Here is an 18,535-nt window from a genome sequence, read left to right as displayed (position 1 = left end):
TTTTTTCATGCCCTGACGGTCACTGGCCGGCATCCTTGCGTTTCCAGGCCTCACTTAGCGAGCTGGTCAGGGTATCCATGGTTTGCTTGGCGGCATCTTCCGCGGCCTTGGCCGCGGCCAGCTCGGCATTGCTGCGTTCGACAGCCGCCTGCGCATCCAGCAGTCGCTGATCGGCCAGCTGCTTGGCCGACTCAGCCTGTACACGTCGATTGGTCGCCTGTGTCAGCTGGGCATCGCCCTGCTGATAGGCCATCTGCGCAGCCAAGAGCTGCTCATCCACGGACTGGGCCACGGCACCGGCTGTCATGGCCAGCAACAATACTCCCAAGGCGTGACATTTCATGCGCAAACTCCCTTTATTGGCTTTGATCATGGAATTATGCGCGAGTGCGGTTGTCGAGACAAATGGCCCCATAACACCATTGGCAAAGCAAAGCCATTAAGGTTATGCAAAATGCAATTATCAGTTACAGTTCGCGAGCAGGCCAGCGCGCCCCTTCCCGCAATCAGACGGATCAAAACATGACGACACGCACCTCTCCGCTCCCGATATGGACCCTCCTCGCCCCGGCAACAGGCTGGCTGCTGCTGGCCGGCAAATTCACCGGCCTGCTGAGCGGCTGGCCCATCCTGCTTGCTGCCGGCTTATTGTTCGGTGTGCTGGCAGCAGTACATCATGCCGAAGTTGTCGCGCACAAAGTCGGAGAACCCTTCGGCACCCTGGTCCTGGCCGGGGCGATTACCGCCATCGAGGTCGCCCTGATCGTGACACTGATGATCTCGGGCGGCAGTGCCACCTCCGCACTGGCGCGCGATACCATCTTTGCCACGGTGATGCTGATCCTCAATGGCATTGTCGGCCTGTGCCTGCTGGCGGGGGGGCAACGCTTCGGTGAACAGCGCTTCAGCCTGCTCGGTGTCAACGCTGCCCTCTCGACCCTGGCGGCGATCGTCACCCTGACCCTGATCCTGCCGAATTTCACCACGACCGTGCCCGGACCGTTGTACAACGCACGCCAGCTCGGCTTTGTCGCCGTGGCCTCGGTGGTCCTGTATGCCGCCTTTGTCTTTATCCAGACGGTGCGTCATCGGGATTATTTCCTGCCGGAAGAGGGGGCAGGCAACGAGCACGTCCATGCGGCGCCGCCCACGGGACGCGTCACGCTGATCAGTCTGACCTGTCTGGTCGCCGGGCTGGCGGCCGTGGTGCTGCTGGCCAAGGCAATCTCGCCACAGATTGAGGCCGCGGTGGCGGGCATGGGTGCGCCCCCCGCGCTGGTGGGGGTGATCATTGCGGCCATCGTCTTGCTGCCCGAGGGGCTGGCCGCCTGGCGCGCAGCCCGCGCCAACCGGCTGCAGACCAGCCTGAATCTGGCGCTGGGCTCGGCACTGGCCAGTATCGGCCTGTCGATCCCGGCAGTCGCCGTCGTCTCGATCTACCATGGCTGGCCCCTGACCCTGGGCATTGACGCCAAATCGACGGTGCTGCTGGTGCTGTCTCTGCTGATCGCCACCCTGTCGCTGGGCAACGGACGCACCACCATCCTGCAGGGCGTCGTGCACCTGGCGCTGTTCGCGACCTATCTGTTTCTGACAATCTTTCCCTGAGACGGGCAAGGTAGAATGAAAAAAGCCCTGACGTTTGTCAGGGCTTTTTTCGAAATTGGTGGGTTGTGAAAGGCTCGAACTTTCGACCTACGGATTAAGAGTCCGCTGCTCTACCAACTGAGCTAACAACCCGGTGTACTTGCGAAGTGAGACTTTAACAGATTGTCTTGGCTTGCGCAAGATAAGTAACTACTCATCAACAGTGATGCTAGAAGGATGGTGGGTCGTGAAAGATTCGAACTTTCGACCTACGGATTAAGAGTCCGCTGCTCTACCAGCTGAGCTAACGACCCCCTTCGGGCACTGCTGTTTTCTCTGGTGGGTCGTGCAAGATTCGAACTTGCGACCAACGGATTAAAAGTCCGCTGCTCTACCGGCTGAGCTAACGACCCCCGAGAGACCGCAACTATAATGACCGATTTTTGAAATGTCAACGATTTTTTTCCTACACCCTCACCCCAATGCCATTGTATTGGCGCGGCTCTCAGACCATTTTCATGCCCTTGAAAAAACCGACTCGCCTACCCATGTTAAGTAATCAGGCAGGCCTGCCGCGATGTCGCAAGCAATGATTTCCGGTACCTGATAGGGGTGTAGCTCGCGCAATTGCTGCTCGAGATACGGGTAGGCTGCTTCGGTGGTCTTGATCAGCAGCGGGACTTCATCGGCGGATGTCACCGCCTCCTGCCAGCGATAGACCGAACGGCAAGGCGCCAGAATGTTGACGCACGCGGCCCACTGCCCGGCCACCAGCGCCTCGGCGATACGTTCGGCCTGCGCCCGATCCGGCACATTACAAAACACCAGCAACGCTTTCATGGCGAACACTCCATCATGCCCATCCTCCTTTTGATTTTGCTTCTGCCGGTCATCGAGATCCTGCTTCTCGTCAGCCTGGCCAGTCATATCGGCCTGATGGCCACCCTGCTGTATCTGCTGTTGAGCGCCATGCTGGGCAGCTGGATGCTGCGCAACCAGAAAGTTGGCGCCTTGCTGACCCTGGGCAGCCTGATGCGTCAGGGCGGCGACGTGTCGATCTACAGTCTGCTCTGGCCGCTTCGCTACGCTCTGGCAGGCGTCCTGTTCATCATCCCCGGTGTACTGAGCGAGATTGCCGCCATTTTGTTGCTCCTGCCGCTCAAGGGACCACAATGGCAAATGCCCCCCGCTCAGCCGACCCGCCCGATGGACGATGACGTCATCGAGGGTGAGTTTCACCGCGTCGATGACCCGTCCAGTCAGCTGCAGCGTCCGGGGGACGAGCACAAGCCGGGGGCCTGAGTCAGTCTTGCGGCACGCCCAGTCTGTCCATCAGCTCGGTCTCAGAGCAGTCGGTACGGATGGCGACAATCTTGTGCCGGCTCTTGTCGCCGCTGAGCAGCTCGACCGCCCTCTGCGGCAGATCAAAACGGTCTGACAGCCAGCGCAACAAGGCCGCGTTAGCCTTGCCATCGACCGGTGGTGCGGCCAGCCTGATCTTCAAGGCCTCGCCATGCTCGCCGCTGACTTCCGTCTTTTTCGCCCCGGGCTGGACATGCAGGGTCAGATTGAATCCGTTTTCCGTGGGTTTCAGCCAGGATTTCATGCCATCTTTCTTGAATGCCCCCCGCACACCGGGGATGGCGCAAGCTGGGATTATGCCCGGCTCCTTGCCGGCCTGAAAGCATCGGACCGGCAAGGCCGCCGCCCCGCCCGGCCGACAGCCGCCTCTGCTATGAAAAATCGCTTGGAGGCAGGCCAGTCTTCTGGAAAAATATCGCCAATCAATCCATTGAGCCACGGTCGCTTCCACGTGATCGACCACCCGGACCGGACATGCCCTCAGCCCCGCATCACACCCATCACCTGACTCGTGCCTGGCCACTGTTGACGGCATTGCTGCTGTCGGCTGCCGTGCATTTGCTGCTGATGCTCCTGCCTGGCGTTCCGGCCCATTCCCCGCGATTCACTCAGACCATTCCGCTCCAGCTGACCTTGCAGCCCCCTCCTCCTGCCACCACAGGCGACATGGGAACGCCGCCCGCAGCGGCCATGGCCATGCAGCCGGCCGACACACCGCCCGCCGCCACCGGCAAGCCGCAGACACGTCACCTCCGTCAGCTGGCGGCAAAGCCGCAGCCGGCGCCCATCGCTCAAGCGGTGGCGCCGCAGCTTGCGCCCCCTGCGGCCAAAGGGGTGTCCGTCGCCTCGCTGTTGTCCCAGATCTCGACGGAAGCCGGCAATACGTCACCGCAGACACCGCCTCCCGGTCGACTGGTGTACGGCAGTTCGGCACGCGGCTATATGTGGCGGCAGTATATGGACGACTGGGCGGGCAAGATGGAAAGGATCGGCGCCCTGAACTACCCGCAGGAAGCGCGCAACCAGGGGCTGACCGGCGGTCCGACCCTCAGTGTCGTGATCAACGCCGACGGCACGCTGGCCGCGCTGAGCATCAGCCGCAGCTCCGGCAACCAGATTCTGGACGAGGCCGCTCAGCGCATCGTCCGTCTGGCCGCCCCGTTTGCCCCCTTCCCGCCGGAACTGGCCGCTCAGGCGCGCTCACTGGAAATCCGGCGAAAATGGCATTTCACCACCGGCAATGAGTTGTCGGTGCAATAACCAGGAAACCACATGTACGAAGTCAATCGCAGTGTCATCATCCTCCGTCCCCAGCAACCCTTTCTGGATTGGCTCAACAGCCTGCCGGGCGGTTTCGACACCCCGCCGACCCTGTCCGCCCTGCAGGCCGGCAGCAATGCCCTGCTGGTTCCCGCGGTCGATCACGGTGACGAGCTGGCGGAATTCATCGCCGAACACTACCAGACGATGTTTCAGGCCGAGCTGGCCGACTGGTGCGAAGACCCGGGCCTGTGGCCGAGCCCCTTGAGCGCCAGCCTGTTCACCCAGTGGTTCGAGATCCATCTGCACGGCGTGGTCTCCGACATGGTGGAAGAACCGCTGGAGCGCGAGCAATTCATGCCGTTTGATCTCGACCAGCATTGATTCGGTTATGCTTGCAGTTCTTTCATAACAAAAACCCGGCAAGTCATCGCCACGAGGAAAGTCAGGAGAAACCCAACCATGCCGCACACCACCCGCATCAAGGTCCGGGGCTACCATCTGGACCTGTACAGTCATGTCAACAATGCCCGCTATCTGGAGTTCCTCGAAGAGGCGCGCTGGACTTTGTTCGAAGAGAAAACAGACCTGCCGCGCTACATGGCCTCCGGCATTGCGCTGATCGTGGTCAATATCAACATCGACTATCGATTCCCGGCCACCATGGGCGACGAGCTGCTGATCACCTCCTCGGTCAAGAGCATCAGCAATCGCAGTGCCGTGATTCACCAGCGCGTGACCCTGGCGGGCAAGGACACCCTGGTCGCCGAGGCCGATGTCACCATGGTGGCTTTTGACGGCAAGGCCAACAAGGCCGTGCCGATCAGCGGCGAACTCAAGGACATTCTGGAATCCATGCAAGATCCGGCCACCATCGCCTGATCACCTGACGGGAAGTTGCCTCATCATGAAGAAAAGCCTGATTCTGCTGGCCATTGGTCTGATTGCCGTCTTTGCCGGCTACACCCTGTGGTTCAGCAAGACGCCGGCGCCGGCGGTCAGTTTCACCACGCTGCAGGGCCAGAAGATGGATCTTGCCTCGCTGAAGGGCAAGGTTGTACTGGTCAATTTCTGGGCAACCAGTTGCTCCGGTTGTGTTCAGGAAATGCCGCAGATGAAGCAGATGTATCAACAGTTTGCTCCGGCAGGCTTCACCATCGTCGCCGTGGCCATGAACTATGACCCATCGAACTATGTGCAGGCCTACGCCCAGAAAAACCAGCTTCCCTTTCTGGTAACCATGGATAGCCAGGGCGCTATCGCCAAGGCCTTTGGCGATATTCAGCTGACACCGAGCACCTTCCTGATCGATCGTGATGGCCACATCGTCAAGCGCTATGTCGGCGTAATGAATTTCAACGAGGTGCGCCAGCTCATCGAGCAAGGCACCCGCGCCTGATTCGTGCCAGACGCAAAAAAATGCCCGGGGACCTCCGGGCTTTTTTCTTCATGACGTCTGTCCGCAGACCGGACAATCCGGATCACGCGGGATGCGCAACTGGCGAAAGCTGCCGGCCAGCGCATCGTAAACCGTCAACTGGCCCAGCGGAGCAGGCAAGCCGACGATCAGTTTGATGGCCTCGACGGCTTGCATGCTGCCCATCACTCCCACGAGCGGCGCCAGCACACCGAAGGTCGCGCACGGACCATCGCTGGCAGGGCCATCCTCCGGAAACAGACAGCAGTAGCAGGGGCTGTCGGCCTCACGGCTGTCAAACACCGCCAGTTGCCCGTCAAAGCGTACGGCCGCCCCGCTCACCAGCGGCACCCGGGCCTGAACAGCCGCCCGGTTGATGGCATGGCGGGTGGCAAAATTATCCGAACAGTCGAGCACGACGTCGTGGGTCGCCATCAGGGCAGACAGCGACTCGGGCGCCAGCCGCTGTTTCAGGGCAGCGACCTGGATAGAGGGGTTGAGCGCCAGCATGTGTTCGCGTGCCGATTCGGCCTTGCTGCGCCCCAGACTGGCCATATCATGCACCACCTGACGCTGCAGATTGCTCAGCTCGACGATGTCGTCATCGGCAATGGTCAGGCGACCGACACCGGCACTGGCCAGATACAGCGCCACCGGCGAACCCAGTCCGCCGGCACCGACGACCAGCACCCTGGCGGCGCTCAGCCGGCGCTGCCCTTCGACATCGATCTGCGGCAATAGAATGTGCCGGCTATAGCGCAGCAGCGCGGAGTCATCCAGTTCCATCATCCATCATTCTCGTAACAACGCCGCTGCCTGACGGTCAGCGGCGCTTTGGGGCGACCCGGTCAACGACCGGTCATTCTTCGGCGGTACGGCGGGAGAACTTGATCCCCAGCTGTTTCAGCTTGCGGTACAGGTGGGTACGCTCCAGGCCGACCTTCTGTGCCACGCGGCTCATATTGCCGTTCTCCAGCGAGATGTGGTACTCGAAATAGCGCCGTTCCAGCTGCTCGCGCAACTCACGCAGCGGCAGGTTGAAGTCGAAACCGGTTTCCTCGATCGGCTTCTCGTGGCGGAACTGCGCCAGCACCTTGTTGACGGCCGGCGCATCAATATCATCGGACTCGGCGGTCAATGCCAGGCTCTTGATGATGCTGCGCAATTGTTCGAGGTTGCCCGGCCAGTCGTACTGGCGCAGGGCGTTCAGGGCGGCGGTGGTCAGCTTGCGTGCCGGTACCTGCTTGGATTCGACCAGTTCGGTCAGGATCTGCTCGGCAATGAAGATGATGTCTTCGGCATGGTCACGCAGCGGAGGAATCGGCACGATGACGCTGGACAGCGAGGTCAGCAGCCGGTTGTCGCACTCGGGATCCACCAGCAACTCCTGCAGCGGACGGCTGCAGGAACAGATCAGACGGACATTGAATCGGTCCAGCTTGGACAGCAAAAACAGCAGGCCCTGCTGAACACGGCGGCTGTACTGGCCGATTTCCGGCAGGAACAGCACACCATTATTGGCTTTTTGCAGCAGCTCGAGCGGCGCATCGGCCAGCTGCTCCGGCTTGGCCGGGGTCACCCAGGGGGTGTTGCCCTGGTGGAAGAAGCGTGCTACCAGCTCGAAGCCCGAACCGGACTCGCCGGTCATCAGTACCGGGGAGCGGACCTTGGCGACCCGCTCCAGCTGGCGTTTGAGCTCCTGAACCGGTTCGCTCTTGCCCAGCTTGTCGAGATTCAGCGAGGTATTGGCCTGCATATCGCCGTACTTGAGCGCACGCTGCACGGTCGTCAGCAGCTTCTGCAGGGCAATGGGCTTTTCCAGAAAGTCGAAGGCACCGATACGGGTGGCCTCGACGGCGGTGTCGATGCTGGCATGACCAGACATCATCACCACCGGCATGTTCAGGTGTCCCGACTTGGCCCACTCCTTCAGCAGCGTGACACCGTCGCAGTCTGGCATCCAGATGTCCAGCAAGACGAGTGCCGGGCGGGTCTGATTCCGCAGCTGTCTGGCGACCTCGGCGTTTTCCGCCAATGCCACCGTATATCCTTCATCCTGCAGGATTTCGGACAGCAATTCGCGGATACCGATCTCATCGTCCACAATCAAAATGTCGCTGCTACGCACGCTTAGGCCTCCAGCATTGGCAAGATGAGAAGAATACGTGCGCCATGTTGATCGGCATTACCCAGAATGATTTGGCCCTGGTGTTCTTCCACAATTTTCTTCACCACGGCCAAACCCAAACCGGTGCCCTTGGACTTATTGGTCACATAAGGCTCGAATGCACGCGGAAGAATGTCTGCCGAAAAACCGGCGCCATTATCTTCCACACAGACATGCACGTTTCTTCCTTCTAGTCGGCTGCTAATTTGAATCATCGGGTTTTCGGCGTCAAGAACGGCATCTTGGGCGTTTTGCAAAAGATTATGCAAAACCTGCCGCAGCAAAGCCGCATCCCCCATGATCATCAGCGGACCGTCGGAAAGATCAATCTTAACAGCAGGATTGGATTCGTAAAGCGTCATGACCTCACGAATCACCTCATTTACATCAAGGTTTTGTAATTTGGTACGAGGTGCGCGGGCATAATCGCGGAATGCATCCACCATTCCTTTCAAAGCCGTCACCTGATTGACAATGGTATCGGTGGCCCGGTGCAGGATCTCGGCATCGGCGGGCTCCAGCTTGTCTGCCAGCTTCATGGCCAGCCGTTCGGCCGACAACTGAATCGGCGTCAGCGGGTTGCGGATCTCGTGTGCCAGCCGCTTGGCCACCTCACCCCAGGCTGCATCACGCTGCGCACGAGCCAGGTCGGTAATATCGTCGAACACCAGCACATAGCCGGCGTTACTGAGCTCCGACAGGCGTGCACCACGGATCAGCAGCGCACGCTCACCCTGCGAGGTCTGATAGTCCAGTTGCAGCTGCCAGTCGCGCCGGTCCTGATCGCCGGCCTGCTGTCCGACGGTATCCGCGAGCGCCTGCAGCGCAGGGATCTTTTGCGGCCACTCGGCAAAGGGCAGCTTGCCGACATCATCAAAATCGACATTCAGAATGCGGGCAGCACTGATATTGAAGGCCCGCAACTGCCATTCCGCGTCAAAGGCAATCACCCCGGCAGACAAATTGGCCAGAATGCTTTCCAGATAAATTTTGCCGGCCTCCAGCTGGCGGTGATTTTCCTCCGCCAGCTGTCGCGCCTCATCCAGCTGCCGCGTCATGCGGTTGAACATCGACGTCAGCATACCCAGCTCATCGCGCCGGTAGACGGGGTGACGGCGGGAAAAGTCACCCTGGGCGACGGCCCGGGTGGCGGCAGCCAATTCCAGCAACGGCGCAGAAAAGCGCTCGGACAGAAACAGGGCAAAAGCCAGCGCCAGCGTAAGGGCCAGCAGAAAGGCCAGGGCCAGCGTCAGCATGTAGAAGGTTTTAAGGCCATGCCGATTGAACAACAGCCCGCGATAATCCGATCGTGCGCTCTCGATCATGTCCGCGTCGCGGGCAATGCTCTCCGGTGCGCCCTGCATCACCATCAGCACCCGCACGCTGTCATCGGGCATGCGATACCCCAGCAGTACCTTGAGCAGCAGACCGGTCTGGTTTTCGTTCTCGATGGTGTCAACCGACTGCATCGGACTGATGCTGCGCAGGGTATCCCTGGGCGGCGGCAGCGGTGCCCGCAGGCCGGGCTGGCCCGAGTATGCCAGCAACTTGCCGCTGCGATCGAAAATGGCGATTTGCCGCAATGCCAACTCCTCGCGCATCACATCCAGCCGCCCGCCCAGCGCCCCCTGGTCCAGCCCCTGGATGTTCTCCTGCACGACATGGCTCTTGCGGCTGACATCCTGCAGCACAAACCCAAGGGCATTGCGTCCCAGAGACAAGCCGCGGTCGAGTGCGGACTCGACCCGCACATCAAACCAGCTCTCGATGCTGCCGGTCAGAAACTGGGCGGAAATGGTGAAGATCAGCACCCCCGGCACCAGCGCCACCAGGGCAAACATGCCGACCAGCTTCTGGGTCAGCTTGGCCCCGAACATGCGACTCTTCACCCGGGCGCGCAAACGCAGCATCTGCCGGCCGACCACGCCGATCAGCGCCGCCAGCAACAGGGAGTTCAGCCCGAAAACCCACCAGTAGTAGGCCTCCAGCCGGCTGGCATTGCCGGTGGCAATCGCCAGCAGATAAAGCATGATGGCCGCCACCGAGGCGACAGCGACCACAGCATAGGGCATCAGCTGCCCCCTTTCATGTCCAGCGACGTCCAGTTCGAGCCCAGCGTCCAGTCGGACGAGCCGAGGGCATTGAGCTGGAAGGGCTTGGGCAACTCGCTGATGTCCAGCACCAGCCGCACCCGCCCGGCCACCTGATCCGGCGAATTGCCGGACAGGGCGCCCACATTGAGCACGCGCCAGCTCTGGATGGCGCCGATGGCACGCATGGCCTCATTCAGATTGGAGTAGTAATTGGCGAAGGACCCGATCGCCACCCGATAGCGATCAGTCAGGGGCTGGTAGGAAAGACGGAAAACCATGCTGGCATGCGGCGCAAACCACTGGCTGAGATTCAGGTACAGCGCCGTGCTGCGCGGCCTGGTCAGTTCGAACTCGAGACGAAAGGTCAGCGGCACGCCCTGAGTCAATGCTTCGCTCAGGCCGCTGGGCAGCTTGATATTGAAACGCGTGCTGATGGCAAGCTGGCCATCGATCAGCTCAGCCTCTGCCCGGCGCGCATTGACGTTGTCGGCCCAGGCAGGATGGGCCAGACAAGCCAGCAGGCCCACCAGCAGGCTAACGTTTCTCAAGCAGCGCGTAATAAAAGCCGTCATGGCGATCGGTAGGCAGCAACTGTTCCTGATTCAGGCAAATCGCGTCGTCTCGACGCTGCAGGAATGCCGACAATTGCTGCGAGTTTTCTTCTGGATAAATCGAGCACGTAGCGTAAAGCATTTTACCGCCCGATGCGAGCAAAGACCAAAGAACATCCAGCATTTGCGCCTGCTGGCGCGCCAGATTGCGGAAGTCGTCCGGACGCCGCAGCCAACGGATGTCCGGATGACGCCGCACGACGCCGGAAGCGCTGCAGGGTACGTCGGCCAGGATACGGTCATACGGACGGCCATCCCACCAGTCTTGCGACCGCCCGGCATCCCCGGTCAGTAACTGTGCCTGCAGGCCGAGACGATCCAGATTCTCGCGCACACGCGCCAGTCGCATGCCATCGACATCCAGCGCAGTCATCTCCACATCGGCCAGCTCCAGCATATGGCAGGTTTTGCCACCTGGCGCCGCACAGGCATCCAGCACCCGCAATCCCGGCTGAAGATCCAGCCGTCGGGCCGCCTGCTGCGCGCCCCAGTCCTGCACCGAGACCACCCCTTCGGCAAACCCCGGCAGCTCGCGCACCGGCATCGGCTGGGCCAGCAGCACGGCCTGCTCATCCAGCGCTTCGGCCTGAATCCCCGCTGCCGACAAGTCCGCCAGATAGCGCGTCATGTCGCTGCGACGCGTATTGACGCGCAGAATCATCGGGGGATGGGCATTGTCGGCCTCGACAATCGACTGCCAGTGATCCGGGTAGTGCTGCTGCAGGGCTCGCAGCCACCAGCCGGGATGATTGCTGCGCGCCTCTTCATCACGCGCCACCACCTGCATCAGTTCGTCGCGACGGCGCAGCGCGTTGCGCAGCACACCATTGACCAGCCCCTTGAAACGGCCGCGCGCCTGGGTCGCGGCCAGGCTCACGGCCTCATTCACCACGGCATACTGTGCCGTGCGGCTGTAATACAGCTGATAAATCGCCACCACCAGCAGGTGCTCGAGAAAAGGCAGCGCCAGGGCATTCGGTACCAGTTGCCGCAAAATCAGCTTCAGCTCGGCCCAGTGGCGCATTACACCAAAGGTAATGTCCTGGATGGCGCCCCGTTCCTGGGGACTCAGATCCGGCACACGGCGCAGCTGTGCTGCCAGCGCATCGGTAAGATTTTTGCCGGCGGCAACCTGTTCGACCGTCAAGGCGGCCAATTCCTGAATACGGTGCATAGCGCTTCTTCAAAGGGTCGGGCCACAGCCGGCATGGCCTGGCTGTGGCCCGAAAACGATCCCGCCGGGATCATCAGAGGGTATCGGCACACACGCCGATACCACAGGATTCAACGGACGCCGCGTGCCATGTCATGCAGGCGCGCAATGCGCTCCTCGGTTCGCGGGTGGGTGCGGAACAAATCCGCCACCCCGGCCCCGCCGGCCAGCGGATTGATGATCATCATCTGTGCCGTCGCCGGATGGGCTTCTGCTGCCGCAAACGGCAGGCCCTGCGCATAATACTCTATTTTCTGCAAGGCAGAAGCGAGTGCCAGCGGATCTCCCGAGATCTCGGCGCCACCGCGGTCGGCATCGAATTCACGCGAACGGGAGATGGCCATCTGGATCAGACTGGCTGCCAGGGGCGCCAGCAGGGCGATCAGGATGCCGGCCAGCGGATTCACCGGCCGGCCGTTCTCGTCACGCCCCCCGAAGAACAGGGCGAAATTGGCCAGGGCGGAAATGGCCCCGGCCACGGTGGCGCTGATGGTGGAGATCAGAATGTCGCGATGCCGCACATGGGCCAGCTCATGCGCCATCACCCCGCGCAATTCACGCCGGTCCAGCATGCGGATGATGCCGGTGGTGGCCGCCACGGCGGCATTCTCCGGATTGCGCCCGGTCGCAAAGGCATTGGGCTGGTCCTCGTGAATCACATAGACACGAGGCATCGGCAGACCGGCGCGCTGCGCCAGCTCGGCGACCAGCGAGTAAAACTCCGGCGCAGTGTGCTGATCGACTGGCTGAGCGTTGTACATCTGCAACACCATCTTGTCGGAATGCCAGTAGGCAAACAGATTCATCGCCCCGCCAAACAGCAGGGCCAGCAGCATGCCGGTCTTGCCGCCGATCAGCGCACCGATCACGCCGAACAGCGCGATGATGCCCGCCATCAGTACCGTGGTTTTCAGCCAGTTATTCATAGCAGGTATTCCTCCTTAACAGGTTCTGCTTTGGAGTGTTTTACCCCAAACGGGTTCCCACCAGGCCGGGGTGCCCGGCCAGAAATTCGCGAGCCGGCAAACGCCGCGCACCCGGAGCCTGCAATTCGCTGATGCAGACCAGACCACGGCCGCAGCCGACCAGGACGCCCTCCGCGTCGGCCGACACCACCAGGCCAGGCTGCGCCTGCCCCTCCCTGGCCTGAGCCTGCCACAGCTTCAGCGGCTCGCCTTGCAACAAGGTATGGGCACCCGGGGCCGGATTAAAGGCACGAATCGTCCGCGCCACCTGCTCGGCCTCCTGCGTCCAGTCGACCAGCGCCTCCTGCTTGCTGATCTTGTGGGCATAGCTGACCCCCTCGGCCGGCTGCGGCTGTGGCGTCAGGCTGTCGAGCCGGGCCAGCGTGTCCACGATGGCCTCGGCCCCCAGCTGCGTCAGGCGGGCAAACAGGCTGGCACTGGTTTCCGTGTCGGCAATATCGATCACGTGCTTGCTCAGCATGGCGCCGGTATCCAGACCGGCATCCATCTGCATGATGGTGATGCCGGTCTGACGGTCTCCCGCCTGGATCGCGCGCTGAACCGGCGCGGCGCCACGCCAGGCCGGCAGCAGCGAGCCGTGGATATTCAGGCAACCGCGGCGCGGCATGTCGAGCACGGCCTGTGGCAGCAACAGGCCATAGGCCGCCACCACCATGACCTCAGCACCGATGGCACGGAGCATGTCCTGCGTCTCTGCCGACTTCAGCGAAGCCGGCTGCTCGACACGCAGACCGTGCGTCTGTGCCACCACCTTGACGGCACTGGGCTTGAGTTTCATCCCGCGACCAGCGGGACGGTCAGGCTGGGTCAGCACCAGGGCGATCTCGTGCCCGGCAGCAATCAGCGCCTCCAGGGCGCAAGCGGCGAAATCCGGCGTACCGGCAAAAATCAATTTCATGAGTCTTCCTGCGAGGGGGGCTTACAGCGTGCGCTTTTCCAGCTTTTTCATCTTGGTGCGAATACGGTTCTGCTTGAGCGTCGACAGATATTCGACGAACACCTTGCCATCAAGATGATCAATCTCGTGCTGCAGGCAAATGGCCAGCAGACCATCCGCTTCCAGCTCGAACGGCTTGCCGTCACGCCCCAGGGCACGGACCCTGACACGCTCGGCGCGCCGCACCGTCTCGTAAATACCCGGCACGGACAGGCAGCCTTCTTCGTATTCGGTTTCACCGATCTTTTCGATGATTTCAGGGTTGATGAAAGCGGTGGCGCCTTCACGCTCTTCCGAGACATCAATCACCACCAGGCGACGATGCACATTGACCTGCGTCGCGGCCAGACCGACGCCCTTCGACGCATACATGGTTTCAACCATATCATCGATCAGCTGCACGACTTCGTCGTCCACCTTGTCAATCGGCTTGGCCACCTTGTGCAAACGTTCATCCGGGTAATGCAGGATATTGAGCAAGGCCATCTGGCTAACAGTCTCCGTACGGTTGTCACCAGGCCAGACCAGGTCTGACATGGCGGGTTACATAGTCAATTCCCTGCATTATATCGCGACATGCGCCCTTCACAGCGAGGCAATCATGACCGAGACCCTGCCGCCCCCATCTCCCGATCCCGACTGGCTGCTCGCCGCCCTGACCCCCGGCCTCGGACCGCGCGCCATGCTGGCCTTGCTGCAGCGTCATGGCAGCCTGCGCCGTGCCCTGGCGTCAGACCTGGCCACACTCTGTCAGACTCTGCCCCGTCAGGTGGCACAGGCGCTGAAGTGCAGACAGGCAGCCCCGGCAGTCGGAGAATCGCTCGACTGGCTGCACCGTACCCCTGGCGCCTTTCTGCTCAGCCTGCAGGACGCCGATTACCCGCTGGCGCTGGCGGAATCCCCCTCGCCGCCCAGCCTGCTTTTCGGTCTGGGCCAACGCAGCTTGCTGGCCCGACCGAAACTGGCCATTGTCGGCAGCCGCCATGCCGGCCCGCAAGCCTGCCGACTGGCGCACGATTATGCCGCAGCCCTGGCGGAGCACGGCTATTGCATCGTCAGCGGCATGGCCAGCGGCATCGACAGCAGCGCCCACCAAGGCGCCTTGCGCCATGCGGCCTCCAGCATCGCCGTCATCGGCACCGGCATTGACCGCGTTTATCCGGCAAATAACCGGCAACTGGCCAGACACCTGGCGCAACAGGGGCTGATCCTGTCCGAATACCCGCTGGGCGCCGGGCCGGTCGCACGCCATTTCCCGCAACGCAACCGCATCATTGCCGGCCTGTCGCTCGCCTGCCTGGTGATCGAAGCCTCCGTGCGCTCCGGTTCGCTGATCACCGCGCGCCAGGCGGCGGCGGCCGGTCGTGACGTCATGGCCGTACCGGGCTCGATCCACCACGCAGGCGCCCGTGGCTGTCATCGTCTCATCAAGGAGGGCGCCGCCCTGATCGAGACGGTCGACGATATTCTCGATCAGGTCGGACGCCTGCAGGCCGAGTCGCCGGCCTCCCCGCCCCCCGGCCAGCCTCATCCCGTACTGGATGCCATCGGGACCGAACCGGTGTCGATTGACGAACTCGGACCAAGACTTGGGTTGACTGTCGCCGAGCTTTACGAGATCCTCTTGCAGCTTGAGCTGGAAGGCCGCGTCGCACCCCTGCCCGGAGGTCGTTTCCAGCGTATCGACCCCCCGCCGGTCGAATCGCATCTATAAAAGTAAAGTTGCACCATGTTTGATGTTCTCGCCTATCTGTTTGAACAATACCGCGACCCGGACGCCTTCGATGATCGCAACCTGCTGGCACACCAACTGGAAGCCGCCGGTTTCGACAACGACGAAATCCAGGACGCACTGGACTGGATCGACAGCCTGTGTCGCATCTCGGAAGGGGCGTTCGCCGGCGCGGATCAGGCCAGCGGCATGCGCATTTACAGCGACATCGAACAAAAACGACTGTCCGTCGAAGTGCGCGGCCTGCTACAGTTCCTTGAGGATCACGGCGCATTGAGCGGCGCGCAGCGGGAAATGGTCATCGACCGCCTGCTGGCACTGACCGACGACGAGATTACGGTGCCTTCTGCCAAACTGGTCTCACTGATGGTGTTGTGGGTGCAAAAGGCCGAACTGCCCATTTTGCTGGGCGAAGAGCTGCTGGATGCGGTACATGGCGAACCAACCATGCAATGACTTGTCAGGCGCACAAGGCCGGCATACCATCGCCGGCTTCCGTGCAGACACCCGTCGCCGCATCCAAGAGCGCAAGCAGCGCTCTTGTTTTGTTTTGGACAAACCGATATTGAGTATCCCGGGCTGACAACGCCACCGGACCCTGCGGCCGGCTAACTGAAGAATACGAACATGCCTTCGAGCCTCTTGATCGTCGAATCGCCCTCCAAGGCGAAAACACTGAAAAAATACCTGGGCCCGGACTTCGAAGTCCTGGCTTCCTACGGTCACGTGCGTGACCTGGTGCCGAAAAACGGCGCCGTGGATCCGGCCAAAAACTTCGCCATGAAGTACCAGCTGATCCCGAAAAACACCAAGCACGTCGATGCCATCGTCAAGGCGGTCGCCGAGGCGGACAACATTTATCTGGCCACTGACCCGGACCGCGAAGGCGAAGCCATCTCCTGGCATCTGGTGCAGATCCTGGACAGCAAGAAGTTGCTCAAGTCGAAGACCGCCAAACGGGTGGTCTTCCATGAAATCACCCGCAACGCCGTACTGGAAGCCATCGAAAACCCGCGCGAAGTCTCGCAGTCGCTGGTCGATGCCCAGCAGACCCGACGTGCGCTCGACTATCTGGTCGGTTTCAACCTGTCGCCCCTGCTGTGGAAAAAGATTCGCCGCGGCCTGTCGGCTGGTCGCGTGCAAAGCCCGGCGCTGCGACTGATCTGCGAGCGCGAGAATGAAATCCGCGCCTTCGTCTCGCAGGAGTACTGGAGCATTCACCTCGACAGCCACAAGGGACGGCAAAAGTTCGGGGCGCGCCTGATCGAGCTGGACGGCAAAAAACTCGACCAGTTCGACATTGCCAATGACAGCCTGCACCAGGAGGCCGTCGCCAAGCTGGCCAACCACCCGGCCATCGTCGGCAACATCGAAAAGAAAAAGAAAACCCGCAACCCGACCGCACCGTTCACCACCTCGACACTGCAGCAGGAAGGTGTGCGCAAGCTGGGCATGACCACCGACCGCACCATGCGTACGGCTCAGCAACTGTATGAAGGCGTGGACATCGGCCAGGGTACGGTCGGCCTGATCACCTATATGCGTACCGACGCCGTCGTGCTCGCCAACGAGGCCGTGGCGGAAATCCGCGACTACATCAGCGCCAACTTCGAGCCGGAGTTCCTGCCGAAGAACCCGGTCACCTACAAAAACAAATCGAAGAATGCCCAGGAAGCGCACGAAGCAATTCGTCCGACGTCCATCCAGCGCACGCCCGAATCGGTCAAACCCTTCCTGACCGCCGACCAGTACAAGCTCTACGAACTGATCTGGAAACGTACGCTGTCCTGCCAGATGGCACCGGCCAAATTCGATACCACCAGCGTGGATATCGCCGTCGGTCCGGGCACCTTCCGCGCCAGCGGTCAGGTGCAGGTGTTTGCCGGCTTCCTCGCCGTCTACGAAGAAGACGTCGATGATGCCGAAGACGAAGACAACGCCAAGCTCCCGCTGCTGGAAACCGGCGAGACGCTGCCGATTGACAAGCTCTACGGCGAGCAGCACTTCACCCAGCCGCCGCCCCGCTTCTCGGAAGCCAGCCTGGTCAAGGCACTGGAAGAATTTGGCATTGGCCGTCCCTCGACCTACGCCAGCATCATTTTCACGCTCAAGGATCGTGAATACGTCACGCTGGACAAGAAGCGCTTCATGCCGACCGACACCGGTGAAATCGTCAACAAGTTCCTGACCGAACACTTCGCCCAGTACGTCGACTACAACTTCACCGCCAAACTGGAAGATCAACTGGACGAAATCGCCGGTGGTCAACGCGCCTGGATTCCGGTCATGGAGACCTTCTGGAACGGATTTTCCAAGCAGATCGCCGAAAAAGAGACCATTTCGCGCGCAGAAATCACTACAGAAAGTCTGGACGAGGCTTGCCCGAAGTGCAGCAAGCCGCTGATGATCCGTTTCGGCAAGCGTGGCCGCTTCATCGGCTGCTCCGGCTATCCTGACTGCGACTACACCCGCAACATGAACGAGACGGCAGAGCAGGCGGCCGAACCGGAAGAACCGGAAATCATCGAAGGCCGGACCTGCCCGGATGACGGTGGTCAGCTGGTGATCAAGAAGGGGCCGTACGGCAAATTTATCGGTTGCGCCAACTACCCGAAGTGCAAGCATATCGAGCCACTGGAAAAACCGCGTGACACCGGCGTGCAGTGTCCGGAATGCAAGACCGGCAACCTGATCGAGCGCAAGAGCCGCTACGGCAAGCTGTTCTACAGCTGCAATACCTATCCGAAGTGCAAGTATGCGACCTGGAACCCGCCGGTGGCAGAACCCTGCCCGCAATGTGGCTGGCCGATCCTGACCATCAAGACTACCAAACGTCGAGGCACCGAAAAGGTCTGCCCGCAGAAGGAGTGTGGCTACAGCGAGGTCATCACCCCGCCAGAACCCAAAGCGTAACCTGCCTGACATGCCGGCACAGCCCCAGGCTGCGCCCGGAAAAAAGTCCCACAAGGCGCTGCCAGAGACATCTGGCAGCGCCTTTCTGCTTTCCGACAGCCCATGGATTCGGACTCACCTGATTCGTCACGCCCCCCTGGCGGTTTACCTTGAGCACCCCGGACAGCGCCAGAAGAAGAGTGGCTCATGCCGTCTGGCACTGCACGGAACCATCCTCCATCCGAGGTCTCGCAGGACTGGCAATCAGTCACTGCTCA

At 61.3% G+C, this 18,535-nt stretch carries 20 protein-coding genes and 3 tRNA genes; 9 read left to right on the top strand and 14 right to left on the bottom strand.

Going from position 1 to position 18,535, the window contains the following annotated elements:
• Positions 1-19: 19 nt before the first annotated feature.
• Entirely contained in the window at positions 20-343 is a 324-nt protein-coding gene (locus tag JNO51_RS01200; protein WP_215780398.1) for a hypothetical protein, read from the bottom strand.
• 179 nt (positions 344-522) lie between these two features.
• On the opposite strand from JNO51_RS01200, the gene JNO51_RS01195 reads away from it, so the two are divergent.
• Positions 523-1,608, top strand: a complete 1,086-nt coding sequence (locus tag JNO51_RS01195) for a calcium:proton antiporter (RefSeq protein WP_215780395.1) — start codon at positions 523-525, stop codon at positions 1,606-1,608.
• Between the two features lie 56 nt (positions 1,609-1,664).
• Here the strand turns inward: JNO51_RS01195 and JNO51_RS01190 are convergent.
• The 4 genes from JNO51_RS01190 to cutA form a co-directional block, all read right to left on the bottom strand.
• Positions 1,665-1,740, bottom strand: a tRNA-Lys gene (locus JNO51_RS01190).
• Positions 1,741-1,825: 85 nt separating this feature from the next.
• A tRNA-Lys gene (locus JNO51_RS01185) sits at positions 1,826-1,901 on the bottom strand.
• Between the two features lie 23 nt (positions 1,902-1,924).
• Positions 1,925-2,000 (bottom strand) — tRNA-Lys (locus JNO51_RS01180).
• Between the two features lie 103 nt (positions 2,001-2,103).
• Positions 2,104-2,427 (bottom strand): divalent-cation tolerance protein CutA, encoded by a 324-nt coding sequence (gene cutA / locus JNO51_RS01175; protein WP_215780393.1) that lies wholly within the window; start codon positions 2,425-2,427, stop codon positions 2,104-2,106.
• A 15-nt stretch (positions 2,428-2,442) separates the two neighbouring features.
• Here cutA and JNO51_RS01170 point away from each other — a divergent pair, with 15 nt between their 5' ends.
• Complete coding sequence (locus JNO51_RS01170) at positions 2,443-2,889, top strand: FxsA family protein (protein WP_215780391.1); 447 nt, start codon at positions 2,443-2,445, stop codon at positions 2,887-2,889.
• Between the two features lies 1 nt (position 2,890).
• Here JNO51_RS01170 and JNO51_RS01165 read toward each other — a convergent pair whose 3' ends face one another.
• Positions 2,891-3,193 carry a DUF167 domain-containing protein gene (locus JNO51_RS01165; protein WP_215780389.1) on the bottom strand — a complete coding sequence of 101 codons (303 nt, stop codon included), beginning with the start codon at positions 3,191-3,193 and terminating at the stop codon, positions 2,891-2,893.
• Between the two features lie 230 nt (positions 3,194-3,423).
• Here JNO51_RS01165 and JNO51_RS01160 point away from each other — a divergent pair, with 230 nt between their 5' ends.
• From JNO51_RS01160 to JNO51_RS01145, 4 genes are all read left to right on the top strand, one after another.
• Complete coding sequence (locus JNO51_RS01160) at positions 3,424-4,209, top strand: energy transducer TonB (protein ID WP_215780387.1); 786 nt, start codon at positions 3,424-3,426, stop codon at positions 4,207-4,209.
• A gap of 12 nt (positions 4,210-4,221) precedes the next feature.
• Entirely contained in the window at positions 4,222-4,593 is a 372-nt protein-coding gene (locus tag JNO51_RS01155) for a VacJ (protein WP_215780385.1), read from the top strand.
• A gap of 78 nt (positions 4,594-4,671) precedes the next feature.
• On the top strand, positions 4,672-5,091 hold the full coding sequence (locus JNO51_RS01150; protein WP_215780382.1) for a thioesterase family protein: 420 nt from the start codon (positions 4,672-4,674) through the stop codon (positions 5,089-5,091).
• Between the two features lie 25 nt (positions 5,092-5,116).
• Entirely contained in the window at positions 5,117-5,608 is a 492-nt protein-coding gene (locus JNO51_RS01145) for a peroxiredoxin (RefSeq protein ID WP_215780380.1), read from the top strand.
• A 48-nt stretch (positions 5,609-5,656) separates the two neighbouring features.
• Here JNO51_RS01145 and JNO51_RS01140 read toward each other — a convergent pair whose 3' ends face one another.
• From JNO51_RS01140 to def, 8 genes are all read right to left on the bottom strand, one after another.
• Positions 5,657-6,415: a molybdopterin-synthase adenylyltransferase MoeB gene (locus JNO51_RS01140; protein WP_215780377.1), complete on the bottom strand. Its 759-nt coding sequence runs from the start codon at positions 6,413-6,415 to the stop codon at positions 5,657-5,659.
• Positions 6,416-6,485: 70 nt separating this feature from the next.
• Complete coding sequence (locus tag JNO51_RS01135) at positions 6,486-7,754, bottom strand: sigma-54 dependent transcriptional regulator (RefSeq protein ID WP_215780375.1); 1,269 nt, start codon at positions 7,752-7,754, stop codon at positions 6,486-6,488.
• Positions 7,755-7,756: 2 nt separating this feature from the next.
• The gene (locus tag JNO51_RS01130; protein ID WP_215780373.1) at positions 7,757-9,865 is read right to left on the bottom strand and encodes an ATP-binding protein; all 2,109 of its coding nucleotides are present in this window, start codon (positions 9,863-9,865) and stop codon (positions 7,757-7,759) included.
• On the bottom strand, positions 9,865-10,434 hold the full coding sequence (locus tag JNO51_RS01125) for a DUF4390 domain-containing protein (protein ID WP_252346146.1): 570 nt from the start codon (positions 10,432-10,434) through the stop codon (positions 9,865-9,867). The genes JNO51_RS01130 and JNO51_RS01125 overlap by 1 nt, the downstream gene beginning before the upstream one ends.
• Positions 10,421-11,671 carry a 16S rRNA (cytosine(967)-C(5))-methyltransferase RsmB gene (gene rsmB / locus JNO51_RS01120; RefSeq protein ID WP_215780369.1) on the bottom strand — a complete coding sequence of 417 codons (1,251 nt, stop codon included), beginning with the start codon at positions 11,669-11,671 and terminating at the stop codon, positions 10,421-10,423. The genes JNO51_RS01125 and rsmB overlap by 14 nt, the downstream gene beginning before the upstream one ends.
• Positions 11,672-11,781: 110 nt before the next feature.
• Complete coding sequence (htpX, locus tag JNO51_RS01115) at positions 11,782-12,636, bottom strand: zinc metalloprotease HtpX (protein WP_215780359.1); 855 nt, start codon at positions 12,634-12,636, stop codon at positions 11,782-11,784.
• Between the two features lie 40 nt (positions 12,637-12,676).
• The gene (gene fmt / locus JNO51_RS01110) at positions 12,677-13,594 is read right to left on the bottom strand and encodes a methionyl-tRNA formyltransferase (protein WP_215780356.1); all 918 of its coding nucleotides are present in this window, start codon (positions 13,592-13,594) and stop codon (positions 12,677-12,679) included.
• Positions 13,595-13,615: 21 nt separating this feature from the next.
• Positions 13,616-14,119 (bottom strand): peptide deformylase, encoded by a 504-nt coding sequence (gene def, locus JNO51_RS01105; protein WP_215782625.1) that lies wholly within the window; start codon positions 14,117-14,119, stop codon positions 13,616-13,618.
• 115 nt (positions 14,120-14,234) lie between these two features.
• On the opposite strand from def, the gene dprA reads away from it, so the two are divergent.
• The 3 genes from dprA to topA all read left to right on the top strand — a co-directional run bounded on the left by dprA (position 14,235) and on the right by topA (position 18,278).
• Positions 14,235-15,347 carry a DNA-processing protein DprA gene (gene dprA, locus JNO51_RS01100; protein WP_215780354.1) on the top strand — a complete coding sequence of 371 codons (1,113 nt, stop codon included), beginning with the start codon at positions 14,235-14,237 and terminating at the stop codon, positions 15,345-15,347.
• A gap of 15 nt (positions 15,348-15,362) precedes the next feature.
• Positions 15,363-15,821: a DUF494 family protein gene (locus JNO51_RS01095; RefSeq protein WP_215780351.1), complete on the top strand. Its 459-nt coding sequence runs from the start codon at positions 15,363-15,365 to the stop codon at positions 15,819-15,821.
• 171 nt (positions 15,822-15,992) lie between these two features.
• Complete coding sequence (gene topA, locus JNO51_RS01090) at positions 15,993-18,278, top strand: type I DNA topoisomerase (protein WP_215780347.1); 2,286 nt, start codon at positions 15,993-15,995, stop codon at positions 18,276-18,278.
• Positions 18,279-18,535 lie beyond the last annotated feature (257 nt).

The sequence above is a fragment of the Paludibacterium sp. B53371 genome, assembly GCF_018802765.1.
Classification (GTDB): domain Bacteria; phylum Pseudomonadota; class Gammaproteobacteria; order Burkholderiales; family Chromobacteriaceae; genus Paludibacterium.
This window is presented reverse-complemented; position numbering and strand designations above follow the sequence as displayed.